At 37.7% G+C, this 16,076-nt stretch carries 10 protein-coding genes and 1 other RNA gene; 5 read left to right on the top strand and 6 right to left on the bottom strand.

The features are described 5' to 3' along the window. Window positions 1-33 precede the first annotated feature (33 nt). The 6 genes from Q0252_RS10960 to ssrA all read right to left on the bottom strand — a co-directional run bounded on the left by Q0252_RS10960 (window position 34) and on the right by ssrA (window position 7,151). Window positions 34-1,095, bottom strand: a complete 1,062-nt coding sequence (locus tag Q0252_RS10960) for an NAD(P)-dependent alcohol dehydrogenase (RefSeq protein ID WP_297986224.1) — start codon at window positions 1,093-1,095, stop codon at window positions 34-36. Between the two features lie 192 nt (window positions 1,096-1,287). Continuing rightward, entirely contained in the window at window positions 1,288-2,760 is a 1,473-nt protein-coding gene (locus tag Q0252_RS10965) for an alpha-amylase (protein WP_297986225.1), read from the bottom strand. Window positions 2,761-2,893: 133 nt separating this feature from the next. Further along, window positions 2,894-3,571 carry a YceI family protein gene (locus tag Q0252_RS10970; protein ID WP_297986227.1) on the bottom strand — a complete coding sequence of 226 codons (678 nt, stop codon included), beginning with the start codon at window positions 3,569-3,571 and terminating at the stop codon, window positions 2,894-2,896. Between the two features lie 232 nt (window positions 3,572-3,803). Then, window positions 3,804-4,886: a DNA polymerase IV gene (dinB, locus tag Q0252_RS10975; RefSeq protein ID WP_297986228.1), complete on the bottom strand. Its 1,083-nt coding sequence runs from the start codon at window positions 4,884-4,886 to the stop codon at window positions 3,804-3,806. A 739-nt stretch (window positions 4,887-5,625) separates the two neighbouring features. After that, window positions 5,626-6,651, bottom strand: coding sequence for a tetraacyldisaccharide 4'-kinase (gene lpxK / locus Q0252_RS10980; protein ID WP_297986231.1), 1,026 nt, complete (start codon window positions 6,649-6,651; stop codon window positions 5,626-5,628). Between the two features lie 101 nt (window positions 6,652-6,752). Further along, window positions 6,753-7,151: a transfer-messenger RNA gene (gene ssrA / locus Q0252_RS10985) on the bottom strand. Between the two features lie 137 nt (window positions 7,152-7,288). Here ssrA and Q0252_RS10990 point away from each other — a divergent pair. From Q0252_RS10990 to Q0252_RS11010, 5 genes are all read left to right on the top strand, one after another. Continuing rightward, window positions 7,289-10,213: a pitrilysin family protein gene (locus tag Q0252_RS10990; protein WP_297986232.1), complete on the top strand. Its 2,925-nt coding sequence runs from the start codon at window positions 7,289-7,291 to the stop codon at window positions 10,211-10,213. A gap of 293 nt (window positions 10,214-10,506) precedes the next feature. Then, window positions 10,507-11,385 (top strand): SDR family oxidoreductase, encoded by an 879-nt coding sequence (locus Q0252_RS10995; protein ID WP_297986235.1) that lies wholly within the window; start codon window positions 10,507-10,509, stop codon window positions 11,383-11,385. Window positions 11,386-11,615: 230 nt separating this feature from the next. Further along, entirely contained in the window at window positions 11,616-12,818 is a 1,203-nt protein-coding gene (fabV, locus tag Q0252_RS11000) for an enoyl-ACP reductase FabV (RefSeq protein WP_297986237.1), read from the top strand. Window positions 12,819-12,884: 66 nt separating this feature from the next. Then, window positions 12,885-15,083: a M1 family aminopeptidase gene (locus tag Q0252_RS11005; protein WP_297986239.1), complete on the top strand. Its 2,199-nt coding sequence runs from the start codon at window positions 12,885-12,887 to the stop codon at window positions 15,081-15,083. Between the two features lie 65 nt (window positions 15,084-15,148). Beyond that, window positions 15,149-15,982: an endonuclease/exonuclease/phosphatase family protein gene (locus tag Q0252_RS11010; protein ID WP_297986240.1), complete on the top strand. Its 834-nt coding sequence runs from the start codon at window positions 15,149-15,151 to the stop codon at window positions 15,980-15,982. Window positions 15,983-16,076: the final 94 nt, after the last annotated feature.

A 16,076-nucleotide genomic window follows, 5' to 3' on the forward strand; every position in this document is an offset into this window, starting at 1 on the left:
TGTTACACGCGATAAATTACGTTTCTACTCTCATTAATTGTTTTTCAGGCTCGCCATATCAATCACGAATCGGTATTTTACGTCGCTTTTCAACATTCTGTCATAGGCTTCGTTAATTTCCTGCATGTTAATCAGTTCTATATCGGCAACAATATTTTTTTCGCCGCAAAAATCTAATAATTCCTGGGTTTCCTTAATTCCGCCGATAACAGAACCGGCAATAGAGCGTCTTCCGCCAATCATAGGTCGTGTAGACAACATTTCCTCAACACTTCCGATATAACCGACCAACACAAGGGTTCCGTTAATGGCTAAGGTCATCACGTAAGGATTTAAATCGTGGTCGTAAGGAACGGTATCGATAATCACGTCAAATTTTCCTTTTACTGCGTCCATCTTATTTTTATCCGTAGAAATAATGACTTCATCTGCTCCTAAATCTTTTGCGTCCTGCTCTTTGGATGACGTTCTGGAAAATAGTGATACGTGGGCTCCCAAACCTTTCGCGAGTTTCACGGCCATATGCCCAAGTCCGCCCAAACCAACGACAGCCACTTTGGAATTTGGGCCTACGTTCCAGTGTTTCAGCGGTGACCAGGTGGTGACTCCCGCACAAAGAACCGGCGCAACTGCTGCTAAATCTAGGTTTTCAGGAACTTTTAAAATATAATTTTCGTCCACAACCACTCTTTCAGAATAACCTCCGAAAGTATGACCGCCTAAGTGAAGATCTTTTCCGTTGTAAGTTCCCACCATTCCATTTAAACAGTACTGTTCTTCATGGTTTTGGCAGCTTGAACAAGTTCTGCAACTGTCCACAATGCAGCCAACCGCAACTTTATCCCCCACTTTTACTTTAGTAACGTTACTTCCAACTTGGGTTGCAACTCCTACAATTTCGTGTCCCGGAACTACAGGATATTTGGAGCCACCCCAATCGTTTCTTGCGGTGTGAAGGTCGCTGTGGCAAACGCCACAAAATAAAATATCAATTTCTACATCGTTCGGCTGAACTTCGCGACGGTTGATTTGCATTTCTTTCAAATCTTGATCTTTCGCTTCAGTACCAAATGCTTTTACATTAAAAGTTTCCATATTTATTTAATTAATGATTGCTTGAAGAGAATTCTTCATCACAAATTTACCTGAAATTCTACAAAAATCAGTTTAAAAAGATTGTTAAAAAATACCAAGAAATCGAAGATTCGACGAAGTAAATGCACGAATTTTAGATTTAATCCGTGTTGAATGTTAAAACTCTTCCACACTCAAACCCTCAAACCCAAACTACTCCGGAATCCAAACACTTACATTTCCAGCCGGAACTGTAAAATTTCCCCAACCGTTTTCGTCAATCGTAATTTTATGCTCAAATCTTCCAAGCAGATCATAAAAATTTTGTCCTGAATATTGTTTCCCGACTTCCATCGGCTTGTCGTATTGGTCTTTATTGCTTAAAACCACTGCGCAACCTTTGTTGTGGCCATCGCCTTCGCGAGTCCAACCCAAACAATTGGCGTCTTCAAAATAATCGCGTTGAAGTCCGTAAGCATTTTCCTTTCTGGCTTTTAGCATACCTTCAATGCCATCAACTTTATTCAGAAAAATTTCGTAATCGTTGCCATCATCTCCTTTGTCCCAATAACTTACGCCATACAAATCCGGATAAAAAACGCACGGATAACCGTTTTCTCTCAATAAAATTAAGGCATAAGCCAAAGGTTTAAACCAAGGTTCAACCGGTGCTTCCAATTCCTGCATGGGCTGTGTATCGTGATTATCCACCAAGGTAACAGCCAAATCAGGTCTTGCGGAAACCAATGTTTCGTCGAAAATTTTTCTTAAATCGTAATTTCCGCCTTGTGTTGAAGCTATATGAAAATTATGCTGAAGCGAGGCATCGAACAAACTCATGCAACCTTCTGTCGCATTAATGTAATCTAACATCAAAGGCAAAAGTCCGGGAGCCCAATATTCGCCCACAGCAAATAAATTTTTTCCGGTGTTGGAACGTAACAAAGTTAGCCACTCTTTATAAAATTTAGGAGACTGGTGTTTCACAGCATCCAAACGAACACCATCAAAAAAAATCTGATCATGGTACCATTTTCCCCAGCTATTCAATTCCTCCCGAACAAAAGGATTTTCGTGATTTATATCATTAGCCATCAGATAATCATAATTTCCCTTTTCATTCCCTACCATTTCTTCCCAGTTTTCAGTGTGTTCGTTTATAATTCTATAGATTCCTTGATCTTGTCCTTCAGCAAAGTCCACACCTGCAAAACATTGAAAATTCCATTCGAAATCCGAATATTTTTTGCCTCTTCCCGGAAAGGTAAATTTGGTGTAACTTTCAATCTCAAAAACATCGGAAATGGTTTTATTGCGGTTATTCTCATCCACTTTTACCACTTGAAATTTTTCTTTTTCGTCGCCACCTGCCTTATGATTGAGTACAATATCTGCAATTACAGAAATTCCTTTAGATTGCAGTGTTTTGCAAACATTTTGGTAATCTTCTTTTGTACCATATTTTGTAGGGACAGTTCCTTTTTGGTCGAATTCTCCTAAATCATACAAATCATAAGAATCATAACCTACAGAATAACCGCCACCTGCACCTTTATAAGCCGGCGGAAACCACACCGCGGAGATTCCTAAATCTTGCAGCCAATCCGAAGAATCTTTAATATGATTGTATAATGTTCCGTTTCCTTCGGAATACCAGTGGAAACTTTGCAGCATTGTTGTGTTCATCGTAGTATGTTTTGATTTGCAAAACTAAATGTTCAGTTTCAGCAGTAAGTTACAGAATTTTGAATGAATGTTCCACAAAAAAGACCGCAATTTCTTGCAGTCTCTTATATTCACTATGAAAAAAAAATGTTTGTTATTTTTTTGCTACGATGTTCAAATCTAAATCAACATCTTTGGAAATCATCCAGTCTTTTGGGTCGCCGTCTGTTCCGTAAGCCAATCCCCAATCCGCTCTGTTGATGGTGAATTTAGAAACCAAAGAAACTTGGTCTGCAGTTACATCCACTTTCGCAGGGAAAGTTACGTTTACGGTTTTGTCTTTAATGGTAAGGTTTCCGCTTACTTGCTTGTTTGCGCCTTCAACTTTGCTTTTTTCAGCAGTTGCAGGAAGGTCTTCTACTTTTGTGATTTCAAATTTTACAGATGGATATTTTGCAGCATCAAAGAAATCCGGGCTTTTCAAGTGTCCGTCCAAATCCACAGAAGTTTTTCCGTCGCTTAATTTTGGATCAACTGAAGTTGGGTCTGTCAACAAAGAGTTTACATCGGAGTTCAAAGTTCCAGAAGTAAGATTACCATCTGCTGCAGAAAGTGTACCTGTGGTTTTCATGGTACCGAATCTTGGGTTTAATCCACCTTTGTGATAGGCTGTCCATTTTAAAACACTGCTTTCTGTATTTACGGTAAATTTGTCGCCAGACTGAGCCGCTGCAGTTTGTTCTGTTGAGGTTGTTGCGCTGTCGGTTTTGTTTTCTTTACAAGCCACAACGAACAAAGCCCCTGATAGAGCCAAAATTGATAGTTTTTTCATTTTTAATAATTTGTTTATTTAAATACTGGGGCAAAGATAGGTTTAGAAATTGTTCTTCGAATTGATGTATGATAAGAAAATCTAAGAACGCGAAAAAGATGAAATCTATCATTCAAGAATTGACGAATAGATTTTTTTGAATCTGTAGAGACGCGATTCATCGCGTGTCACATAAAAGTTTCAATTTAACAAATCTGCGTAATCCGCTAAATCTGCGGGCATCGGCAATAAATCAATACTCGTAATCTGGAAAATCAATCTTCAGTTGCACCGAAATATTTTTCTTTTCTTCTGTATTGAGATTGGAAAGCGAAATGCCCAACAAACGTATTGGTTTGTCATAAGGTCGCAGCTCCCATAATTTTTTTGCGGTTTTATAGAAATCATCAGCATTTTCATAATATACTTCCTGCGTTTTACTTCTCGTAAACACAGAAAAATCTTTGTACTTAATTTTGAGTGTAATTGATTTTCCTTTGATTTGCTTTTTTGAAAGCCTTCCTTCCAGTTCATCACAAATCATCCTCAAATTTTTGAAAACTGCTTCATCATCCAACAAATTTTCCCAGAAAGTTTCTTCAACTCCTACACTTTTTTGGATACGATGCGGTTTTACTTCACTTCTGTGAATTCCCCGCACAACGTTGTAATAATATCTCCCGGATTTTCCGAACAGATTTTCCAAATATTCCAACGATTTTTCTTTCAAATCTCTTCCGTTAAAAATATGCAGTTCGTGCATTTTATTGGCCGTTACTTTCCCGATTCCGAAGAATTTTTCAATCGGAAGTTCCTCCATAAATTCCATAATTTCTGATGGATGGATGGTTTTTTGTCCGTTCGGTTTTCGGTAATCAGACGCTACCTTTGCCAAAAATTTATTCACTGAAATTCCGGCTGAAGCAGTTAATCCCGTAGTTTCAAAAATTTTTCTTCGAATTTCTTTTGCGATTTCGTTCGCGCTTTCGATTCCTTTTTTGTTTTCCGTTACATCAAGATAGGCTTCATCCAAGGAAAGAGGTTCCACCAAGTCGGTATATTCGTAAAAAATTTGTCTTACTTGTTGCGAAATTTCCTTATACCGCTGAAATCTTGGTTTTACAACAATGAGTTGCGGACATTTTTCCATTGCCATTCTTCCGGGCATTGCAGAACGGATTCCAAATTTTCGGGCTTCATAACTTGCGGCTGCAACCACGCCATATTTTCCACCACCTACACCAACCGGCTTTCCGCGAAGCTCCGGATTGTCGTGCTGTTCTACAGAAGCATAAAAGGCGTCCATATCAATGTGGATGATTTTGCGCTGTTGCATTCGCCAAAATTAACACAAAAAAAACTGATGATTCTGCTTGGGATTTTGACATCCTTTTGCTGAATCATCAGTCCGTTAAAGTTTCCACTTTTCAATTATGAAATATTTAATTCTTCTCTGTTCATCGTAACCTTTGCTGCGTAGCTCCGGTCTAAAGTGACAAACTCAAAATTAAAAGAACCGATATCTCCAATGTTCAAAGTTTCAACTGTAATCTTCCACTTTTGGTTTCTTCAAATCTGTCTTGCGACTTCTTTTTCAAATTCCTCGAGTATGGATTTTTTAAGCCTTACTAAAAAAGTTTTGATTGGCTTTCTAATCTTCCCTTTGTTTGAGTTCTGATTTCCGGTTTGCACTTTCCATCAAAAACAAAAGTCCGATTTTATTGAAAGTTCATCTCTGCTTTTTTTGAGTTCTGAAATTTTCAATCTTGCGATTTCAATTTTTTGTTCTCTGCAGTTAGACTTGATTGTTGATTCAAAGATAGAATCACTGAAAACGAAATGCAAGAAAAAACCAACAGTTTTATCAAGATGTTTTCCACCTGATTTCCACAATGTTAGAAGTTAATAACTACAATCATTTTGATTAAATACTGAATAGAAATTAACAACGAAATTTTCAACAATATCAATTAAAAATTGTTAGTTGTAATGTCATGCTGAGGTTCTCTAAGAATCTTTCATAGAAAGTTAATCAAAACAAGCATCCAAAATATGAATGCATTTCTATAAAATTTTTAATGTTTATTCACGTAGTTCAAAATCATTTGGTTGAATTCTTCTTTACGGTCAATATTCACATTAATTGGCCAATAATACACCAAATCTCTCAGATAATCAAAGGTTTTCAGCCTTACATAATCTTTCTCGGTGGTTAAAATCAATTTGTATTCGCCTAACTTTTTGTATTCTTCCACAATTTTTTTGATATCAGCATCAGTAAAGTTGTGGTGGTCTTTAAATTTCAAATGCTTTACGCGCTGCGAAAATTTAGATAAATGATTCAATAATGGTTTTGGATTGGCAATTCCGGTAATCAAAAGAATATCATAATAATTCAGATTATTATCCGGCAAAAATTTGTCTTTAGAATACACATTTTCATCATACCCAATGCTCGAGAAGAACACTTTCTGATTGTGTTGAGGTTTAATTCTCGAAATATAATATTGCTTTTTTTCCTCCGTTAAATCATCCGGACATTTCGAAACCATAATTGCCTGTGCTCTTTTTGCGCCGGCTCTGCTTTCGCGCAGATCTCCTGCAGGAAGCAGAAAATCCTTGAAATAAGGATCGTTATAATCCGTCATCAAAATGTTGAAACCTGCTATTATGGCCCTGTGCTGAAAAGCATCATCCAATATCAAAACATTCAGATCCATATCCTCAATTATTTTTTTCGCACCGGGAACTCTTTCTTCTGAAACACCAATCACGAAACGGTTTTTGAATCTCTCGAAAAGCTGCATGGCTTCATCTCCAACGGTTTTGTAATTACTGTCGTAGTTGGTTACTCCGTAACCTTTGGTAATTCTTCCGTACCCGCGGGAAAGAACTCCCGTTCTGTAATGTTTAGAAAGGAAATCTGCCAAATACATCACCATCGGAGATTTTCCGCTGCCTCCAACGGAAAGATTTCCAACGTTAATAATTGGAGTTGAGAATTTTGTAGATTTAAAAATCCCCAGATTATACATCATATTTCGGACTGCCGTCACCCAATGATAACCCAGAGAAAAGGGATAGAGATACCATCTTTTCATATGGCTGCAAAAGTAAGGCTTTTGAAACAGATTTTAAAGTAAACTGCTTGAAATTTTTCCACAATATTAAAAAACAAAAACCTCTGAAAATCAGAGGTTTGTGGTGGAGTTGGAGGGATTCGAACCCTCGTCCAAACAAGCAATACATAAGATTTCTACATGCTTATTCTGCTATTGGTTTTCGTCGTAAAGCAGACAGCAAACAGCCAACTTTACGCTTATCTTCTAAATTTTTCGACTGTTAGCCGAAGTTTCTAACAGCTTATTTCTGCATTACTATGCCCCGAATTCAAACGCCGCAGAAAAAGGCATTTGTGGGACATCTTGTTTCCTTACTATACTTCGGGAAAACGCTGAATCCTACTAAACTTCAGATTAAGCAGCAAGAGCAAACTCTTGGTCGCCAGTTAAATTCTGTTGCAAGGGATTTAAGAGATCGCGCAACGGTTCTCTGCATGCTTACTTACCCATTGATCTTGCTGTCGAAACCAGTCAACCCCAATTTTGTAATTGTGCAAAGGTAATGAAAATATTATACCAATTGTTATATAATTAATGTGTAAAAAAATGACGTCTTTTGTAACAAATGCTTAATTTCAGCGTCTAATAAGTTTATAATTCAAAATCTCAAAAATATATGTTTAGAAGAAAGATTCTTATGCTTTCAGCTGCTGCTTTTGTGTTTCTTGCGAAAGCGCAGGATTACCAGTGGAAGGAAGCGAAAAGTGGCGGTTACACTTATAAATACGTAACCAACGACCCAACTCAGGCAAGATTTTATACTCTGAAAAACGGTTTGACAGTTATTTTAAGTCCAACCAAGAAAGACCCGAGAATTCAGGCTTATGTTGCAACAAAAGCAGGAAGTAAAACCGATCCGAAAACCAATACCGGTTTAGCGCATTATTTGGAGCACATGCTTTTCAAAGGAACAGATAAATACGGTTCTTTGGATTGGTCTAAAGAAAAGCCGGAATTGGATAAAATTGATGCTCTGTACGAGCAATACAACAAGACCAAAGATGAAAACCAAAGAAAAGCGATTTACCACAAAATCGACAGTATTTCCGGAGTGGCATCCAAATTTGCTATTGCAAACGAATACGACAAAATGATGTCTGCAATGGGAGCACAGGGAACCAATGCTTGGACGAATTTCGAAGAAACAGTTTACACAGATGACGTTCCAGCAAGTTCTTTGGATAAATATTTGACGGTTCAGGCAGAGCGTTTCAGAAATCCAATTTTAAGAATTTTCCATACCGAATTGGAAGCAGTTTATGAAGAGAAAAACAGAACTTTGGATAACGACGGACGTCAGGTTTTCGAAACTTTGTTTTCAAACTTATTCAAAAATCACAATTACGGACAACAAACCACAATTGGAACGATTGACCATTTGAAAAATCCTTCATTGGTTGAAATCCGTAAATATTTCAATACCTATTACGTTCCGAACAACATGGGCGTAATTATGTCCGGAGATTTCAATCCGGATGATGCGATTGCGAAAATCGATAAGGCTTTCTCTTATATGCAAAGCAAGCCGGTCCCGAAATATAGTTTCACGCCGGAAGTTCCAATTGCAGCTCCTGTAATTAAGGAAATTGTAGGTCCCGATGCAGAAAATATTGCGATTGGTTACAGACTTCCAGGAAACAAAGACAAAGATGTTCTTTTGGCAGATTTGGTAGGTTCTATTTTAACGAATGGAAAAGCAGGTTTGCTTGATTTGAACTTGGTTAAAAAACAGAAACTCCTAAGAGCAGGAGCTTTTACTTACACGCTTCAAGATTATGGAGTTCTTTGGCTGAATGCGGCTCCTACAAACGGACAGACTTTAGAAGAAGTTCAGGCTTTGGTTCTGAATGAAATCGAAAATCTTAAAAAAGGAAACTTTGATGAAGATTTGTTGGCTTCAATTGTAAACAACATTAAAAAGCAGAAAATTCAGGAAACGGAGAAGTATTCGGACCGTGCTTCAATGTTGCAAAGTGCCTTCAATGCTGAATTGGACTGGAAAGACCAAGTAGCTTATGTAAGCGACCTTTCAAAAATCAAAAAGGCAGATGTTGTGGCTTTCGCGAATAAATATTTAGGAAACAATTACGTTGCAGTACTGAAAAGAAAAGGCGAGAAGAAAGACAAACTAAAAATTGAAAAACCTACGATTACTCCGGTAGAAACCAATGCAGGAAAACAGTCGCCGTTTGTGAAAATGGTGGATGCTATGCCTTCAACGCCGTCACAGCCTGTATTTTTAGATTATAGTAAAGACATCAAAAAATCTAAAATTGGTAAAGCAGAAGTGCTTTATGTTCCAAATACAGATAACCAGTTGTACAGACTTCGTTACCGTTACAAAATCGGAACAGGAAACGATTTGAAGCAATCATTAGCTTCTTCTTACTTGCAGTTTTTAGGAACCGACAAAAAATCTTCAGAAGAAATTTCTAAAGAATTCTACAAAATTGCATCAAGTTTCAATGTTTCTTCAGGAGAAGAATACACAACAGTAACAATTGAAGGACTTCAGGAAAACTTCGATCAAGCGGTAAAATTGTATGAAGATTTGGTTCTGAATGTAAAACCGGATGAAGCTGCACTTTTAGCTCTTAAAGCAAGAATTGCAAAAGGAAGAAAAGATTCAAAAGCCAACAAAGGAGCTATTTTGCAAGGATTGACAAGTTATGCACTTTATGGTCCGAAAAATAAATTCAACAACAACCTTACTGATAATGAAATCAATGCGGTTACTTCCCAGGAATTGGTGGACAGAATTAAAAACCTGAACAACTACGAACAAACCATCATTTATTATGGTCCGGAAACTTTGAAAAATCTGACTTCCAAATTAGGTTCACTTCACAAAGTTCCTGCAACTTTTGCAACGCCAAGTCCGCTGAAAGTTTTTGCACAGGTTCCACAAACCAAAACTCAGGTTTTGTTTACAGATTACGATATGGTTCAGGCGGAAACACGTTGGATTAGAAATACCGAAAAATTTGATCCTTCAAAAACAACCATGGTAAATGTTTTCAACAACTATTTTGGTGGAGGAATGGGATCTTTGGTGTTCCAAACGATTCGCGAAAGCAAAGCGTTGGCTTACAGCACTTACGGATATTATGTACAGCCTGCAAAGAAAACCGAAGACTATTATATGATGAGTTATGTAGGTTCGCAGGCAGATAAATTCAACGAAGCAGTTGCAGCGATGAATGAATTGTTGACGAAAATGCCTGAAATTCAAGGAAACTTGGATTTAGCAAAAAGTCAGGTAAAAAAAGACATCCAAACCGAAAGAATTACGCAGGACGACATTATTTTCCGCTATCTTGCAGCACAACAATTAGGCTTGAAAGACGATATCAGAAAACAGGTTTATAACAGTGTTGATAAAATTTCGATGGCAGATGTGAAGAATTTCCACAACACCTATTTCTCCGGAAAACCTTACACCTATGCTTTGGTCGCTTCTGAGAAGAAAGTGAGTATGGAAGATTTGAAAAAAATCGGTGAAGTGAAGAAAATTTCTCTGGAAGAACTTTTCGGATACTAACTTTTAGTGAAAAGTGAATAATTGAATTGTCAATTTTTAAAATTCAGCATCACTCATTAACCTCAAAAAGGCTGTCTGTTTTCAGGCAGTCTTTTTTTTGTTTGGGCGCCTTTTTCCGTCTTCCGCTCCCGCTTTTTTGCTCCACTTCGTTCCGCAAAAAGAGCTCCGCTCAAGCCGGGGCGCAAAACCCGTCTACAAAACACTATTCGTAGAATAAAATAAAATCCCGAAAATTTTTCAGAAAACAGTAAATTTAGAACATCAAAAATCAGATATCTGAAATCTTAAAAAATATGAAATACACCGAAGGAATGTTGCGCGAAGACGCACTAAAAGATAAAGTTGCCATCGTTACAGGTGGCGGAAGCGGCTTAGGAAAAGCAATGACGAAATATTTCCTGCAATTGGGCGCAAAAGTCGTGATTACCTCCAGAAATTTAGAAAAATTACAGGCAACGGCTGCAGAATTAGAAGCCGAAACTGGCGGAAAAGTTTTATGTGTTTCCTGCGACGTCAGAAATTGGGACGAAGTGGAAGCTATGAAAGAAGCCACCATCAAGGAATTCGGAAGAATTGACATCCTTTTGAACAACGCAGCCGGAAATTTTGTATCACCAACCGAAAGATTAACGCATTCCGCTTTCGACAGTATTTTGGATATTGTTTTAAAAGGAACCAAAAACTGCACACTTTCCATTGGAAAATATTGGATAGACAATAAAATTCCGGGAACCGTTTTGAATATTGTGACTACTTATTCGTGGACAGGTTCCGCATTCGTCGTTCCTTCTGCTTGTGCAAAAGCCGGCGTTTTGGCAATGACAAGAAGTTTAGCAGTAGAATGGGCGAAATATAATATCCGTTTCAACGCAATTGCACCTGGTCCGTTTCCTACAAAAGGAGCTTGGGAAAGACTTTTGCCTGGAGATTTGGCTGAAAAATTCGATATGCGCAAAAAAGTTCCATTAAGAAGAGTAGGAGAACATCAGGAACTTGCCAATCTTGCGGCATATTTGGTTTCCGATTATTCTGCTTATATGAACGGAGAAGTTGTCACCATTGATGGTGGAGAATGGCTTCAGGGAGCCGGAGAATTCAATATGCTTGAAGCGATTCCGCAGGAAATGTGGGATATGTTCGAGCAGATGATTAAGGCAAAAAAATCGAATTAAATTTTCAATTAGCGCGAGCGAAGCGAGCGTCAGTAAAAAGTTTAGTATTAGCGATGTCACGCTGAGGCTCTCGAAGCGGCCAAAACAACTTGTGAAAAGTGCATCTTTTCACACCATAATAATTTGTAGTGGGGAAATGTTTGTTTGTCATGCTGAGCGAAGTCGAAGCATCTGTTTGAAATCCACATAAAATTTACGTAATTTGCAATGTATTAAATACTATTGAAAAAATGATTATTCAACCAAGAACAAGAGGATTTATCTGTTTGACAGCGCATCCGGAAGGAGCACTTAAAACAGTTCAAAATCAAATAGCATACGTAAAATCAAAAGGTGAAATAAAGAACGGGCCGAAAAAAGTTTTGGTCATTGGTGCTTCCACAGGTTTTGGAATTGCTTCTAGAATTTCTGCGGCATTCGGTTCCGGAGCTGCAACCATCGGCGTTTTCTTTGAAAAACCGGCTTCCGAAGGAAAAATGGGAACTGCAGGTTGGTACAATTCTGCGGCTTTTGAACAGGAAGCGCACAAAGCAGGTTTGTATGCGAAAAGCATCAACGGTGATGCATTTTCGGATGAGGTAAAAAAGCAGACCATCGATTTAATCAAAAAAGATTTAGGTCAGGTTGATTTGGTAGTGTACAGTTTGGCTTCTCCAAGAAGAACGCATCCAAAAAACGGAACGGCTTATGCTTCTGTTTTGAAACCAATCGGACAGCCTTTTACCAATAAAACCGTAGATTTTCACACAGGAGCTGTAACGGATATCACGATTGCGCCGGTTGAAAATGACGAAGATATACCAAACACTGTGGCTGTAATGGGTGGTGAAGACTGGAAATTCTGGATAGAAGATTTGAAAAACGCAGGTGTTTTAGCAGAAGGTGTGAAAACCGTTGCTTATTCCTACATCGGCCCAGAATTGACTTTCCCTATTTATAGAAACGGAACAATTGGTCAGGCGAAAAATGATTTGGAAGCAACTGTTCCTGTTCTGAATGATTTATTGAAAGATTTGAACGGAAAATCTTATGTTTCTGTTAATAAAGCTTTGGTAACACAGTCCAGTTCAGCAATTCCGGTAGTTCCGCTGTATATTTCGCTTTTATTTAAAGTGATGAAAGAAAAAGGAACACACGAAGGAACGATTGAGCAAATGCAAAGACTTTTCGCAGACAGATTATATACGGAAGACGGTAATGTTCCATTGGATTCTGAAGGAAGAATCAGAATTGACGACTGGGAAATGGCAGAAGACGTTCAGGCTGAAGTAGCGAAATATTGGGACAAAGTAACTTCCGAAAATCTTTCTGAAGTTTCTGATATCGAAGGTTACAGAAAAGATTTCTTTAATTTGTTCGGATTTGAAATCGACGGAATAGATTACGAAAAAGACACCAACGAAAACGTTTCAGTTCCCTCAATTGAAGCATAAAATAAACTTAAAACTCGAACTGTAACAAGTTGGAGTTTTTCTTTACTCATTATTTAAAATCACCCTATGAAATTTTCGAAAATTTTTGCTGCAGTAGCTTTCTGTACTTTTTCCTTGGGATTTGCACAGGATGCTGCAAAGTATAGTTACACAGAGGCTTTTAAGCCATTTTTTTATCAGAATAAAGGAACCGAAACGCGTTCTGCAAGTGGACAACCGGGACATAATTATTGGCAAAACCGTGCAGATTATGTTTTGAATGCGAGTCTTAACGATGCTAAAAAAGAAATTACAGCCACCGCGGAAATCACTTACACCAATAATTCATTTGATAATTTAGATTTTCTTTGGCTTCAATTAGACCAAAATTTATTTAAAAAAGATTCGCGCGGAAATGCGATTATTCCTCAAAGCGGAAGTAGAAACGGAGCACGCGGACAGGAATTCGATGGAGGTTATACGATTAAATCAGTTCTGATTGACGGAAAACCTGCAAAATACACTGTTTCTGATACCAGAATGCAGATTGATTTGGCGAAAGAACTCAAATCAAAGGGCGGAGTTGCAAAAATTAAAATTGATTATTCTTTTGTTTCTCCGGATTACGGTTCGGACAGAATGGGTGTTGAAGAAACCAAGAACGGCAAAATTTTCACGATTGCGCAATGGTATCCAAGAATGTGCGTTTACGACGATATTTATGGCTGGAACACGCTTCCTTACCTTGGTGCAGGAGAATTTTATCTTGAATACGGCGATATCACAGCGAATTTAACGGTTCCTTCCAATCATTACGTTGTAGCTTCCGGAGAATTATTGAATGCAAAAGAAATGTATTCGTCCGAACAGAACAGAAAATGGGATCAGGCCAGAAATTCAGACAAAACAGTAATTATCCGCTCTGCAAACGATGTGAATTCCGCTGCTAAAACAGCTTCAGGCACAAAAACGTGGAAATTTAAAATTAATCAGACGAGAGATTTTGCTTGGGCATCTTCTCCTGCTTTTATTTTGGATGCCGCAAAAATTAATCTTCCAAGCGGTAAAAAATCTTTGGCAATTTCTGCTTATCCTGTTGAAAGTGATGGAAATGCTGCTTGGGGAAGATCAACTGAATACACCAAAACCTCTATTGAAAATTATTCAAAAAGATGGTATGAATATACGTATCCAGCTGCTGTAAATGTTGCCGGAAACGAGGGCGGGATGGAATATCCGGGAATTGTTTTCTGTCATATGGATTCCAAAGGTTACGATTTGTGGGGCGTTACAGATCATGAATTCGGCCACAACTGGTTCCCGATGATTGTGGGTTCTAACGAAAGGCTCTATGCTTGGATGGATGAAGGTTTCAACACATTTATCAATTCAATTTCGGAGAAAGATTTTAATAACGGCGAATATTACCAGCCAAAATCATTGCAAAGCATGTCGTTCGCTTTCAATAATGATAAAATGGAACCGGTAATGACGACGCCAGATAATTTGAAGGAAATGAACCTGGGGTTTTTGGCTTATTATAAGCCGGGAGCAGGTTTAACAATGCTTCGTGAAAATATTTTGGGTGAAGAAAAATTCGATAAAGCATTTAGAGAATACATTAAAAGATGGGCTTTCAAACATCCAACGCCTGAAGATTTCTTTAGAACAATGGAAAATGTTTCTGGCGAAGATTTAAGTTATTTCTGGAGAGGTTGGTTTGAAAATAAATGGAAAATTGATCAGGCAGTAAAATCTGTTAAATACAAAAACAACGATTATAAACAGGGAACATTAATTAAAGTTGAAAACATTGGTCAGCTGCCAATGCCGGTAAATGCTGAAATTACGTATAAGGACGGCTCAAAAGAAACCGTAAAACTTCCTGTCGAAATTTGGAAAAGAAACACGGAGTGGACTTTCGAAGTGCCTTCAACAAAAGAAATTACTTCTGTAAAACTGGATCCGAAAGGAACTTTACCTGATGCAAATCCGTCCGATAATACTTTTAAAATGGATGGAGCCGCTTCAGTTGCAGAAAAAGTAGATTTATCCGGTTATGCGGGAACTTTTGGAAGCAAACAAATTCCTTTGAAGATTGTTACCAAAGTGGAAAATGGAAAATTAACAGCTCAGGCTGGAAATCAACCTGCATTTCCTCTGGAATACGACGGTTCGGATAAGTTTATTTTTGAAATGGCCAACATTGAATTGCAGTTTGCAAAAGATAAAAAAAGCTTTGAACTTTCGCAGAGCGGACAGAAATTTACTTTCACAAAAGAATAATTTCATTTGAACATTTTAATAAAACTTCCTCAATCCGGGGAAGTTTTTTAATTTTAGAAGAAAATATGAGAACAAAATTTTTTCTATTTTTTGTAATGCTGGGTTCTTTGATGTTTGCTCAGGATTTAAAAGTGATGACCTACAACATCCGTCTTTCACTGGAATCGGATAAAGAAAACTCGTGGACAAACCGAAAAGAGGAAGCTTTAGGTTTGATGAATTATTACCATCCCGATTTTTTTGGAGTTCAGGAAGCGGTTCCGCAACAGATGGTTGATGTAAAAAACGGAATTAAAAATTATGATTTTGTAGGCGTTGGTCGTGATGAGGGCGCAAATAAAGGTGAATATTCAGCGATTTTTTATGATACAGAAAAGTTGCAGGTGCTGAAATCCGGAACATTCTGGCTTTCCCAAACGCCTGAAAAACCTTCGAAAGGTTGGGACGCTGCTTACAACAGAATTTGTACGTATGCTTTATTCAAAATGAAAAAAGGTGGGAAGAAGTTTTGGGCTTTTAATGTACATTTCGATCATGTAGGAAATGTAGCACGTGTAAATTCTTCAAAATTAATTCTTGAAAAAATAAAAGCATTTAATCCTAAAAATTTACCTGTTGTGCTTACCGGAGATTTTAATTTAAACGAAAAGTCAGAGCCGATTAAAATTATTTCAAAGTCTTTGGATGATTCTTTTTATCATTCTAAAACTAAACCCTACGGACCGAAAGGAACTTTTCAGGCTTTCGACATCAATACCGTTCCAAAAGATAGAATCGATTATATTTTTACCCAAAAATTTGAAGTTTTAAACCAAAGAACAATTAACGACAGACGGGAAAATCTTTTGTATCCTTCGGATCATTTTCCTGTAATTGCAGAATTGAAATTCAAAAAGTAATCAACTCAGAGTAAAAATAAAATCCCGAACGAATTATCGGAGGCCACTGAAAAACCGTATCAATTTTAGGATTTATGGTTTTCGGTCATTAACT

The organism is uncultured Chryseobacterium sp. (assembly GCF_936933875.1).
In the GTDB taxonomy this organism is placed as follows: Bacteria; Bacteroidota; Bacteroidia; order Flavobacteriales; family Weeksellaceae; genus CAKZIK01.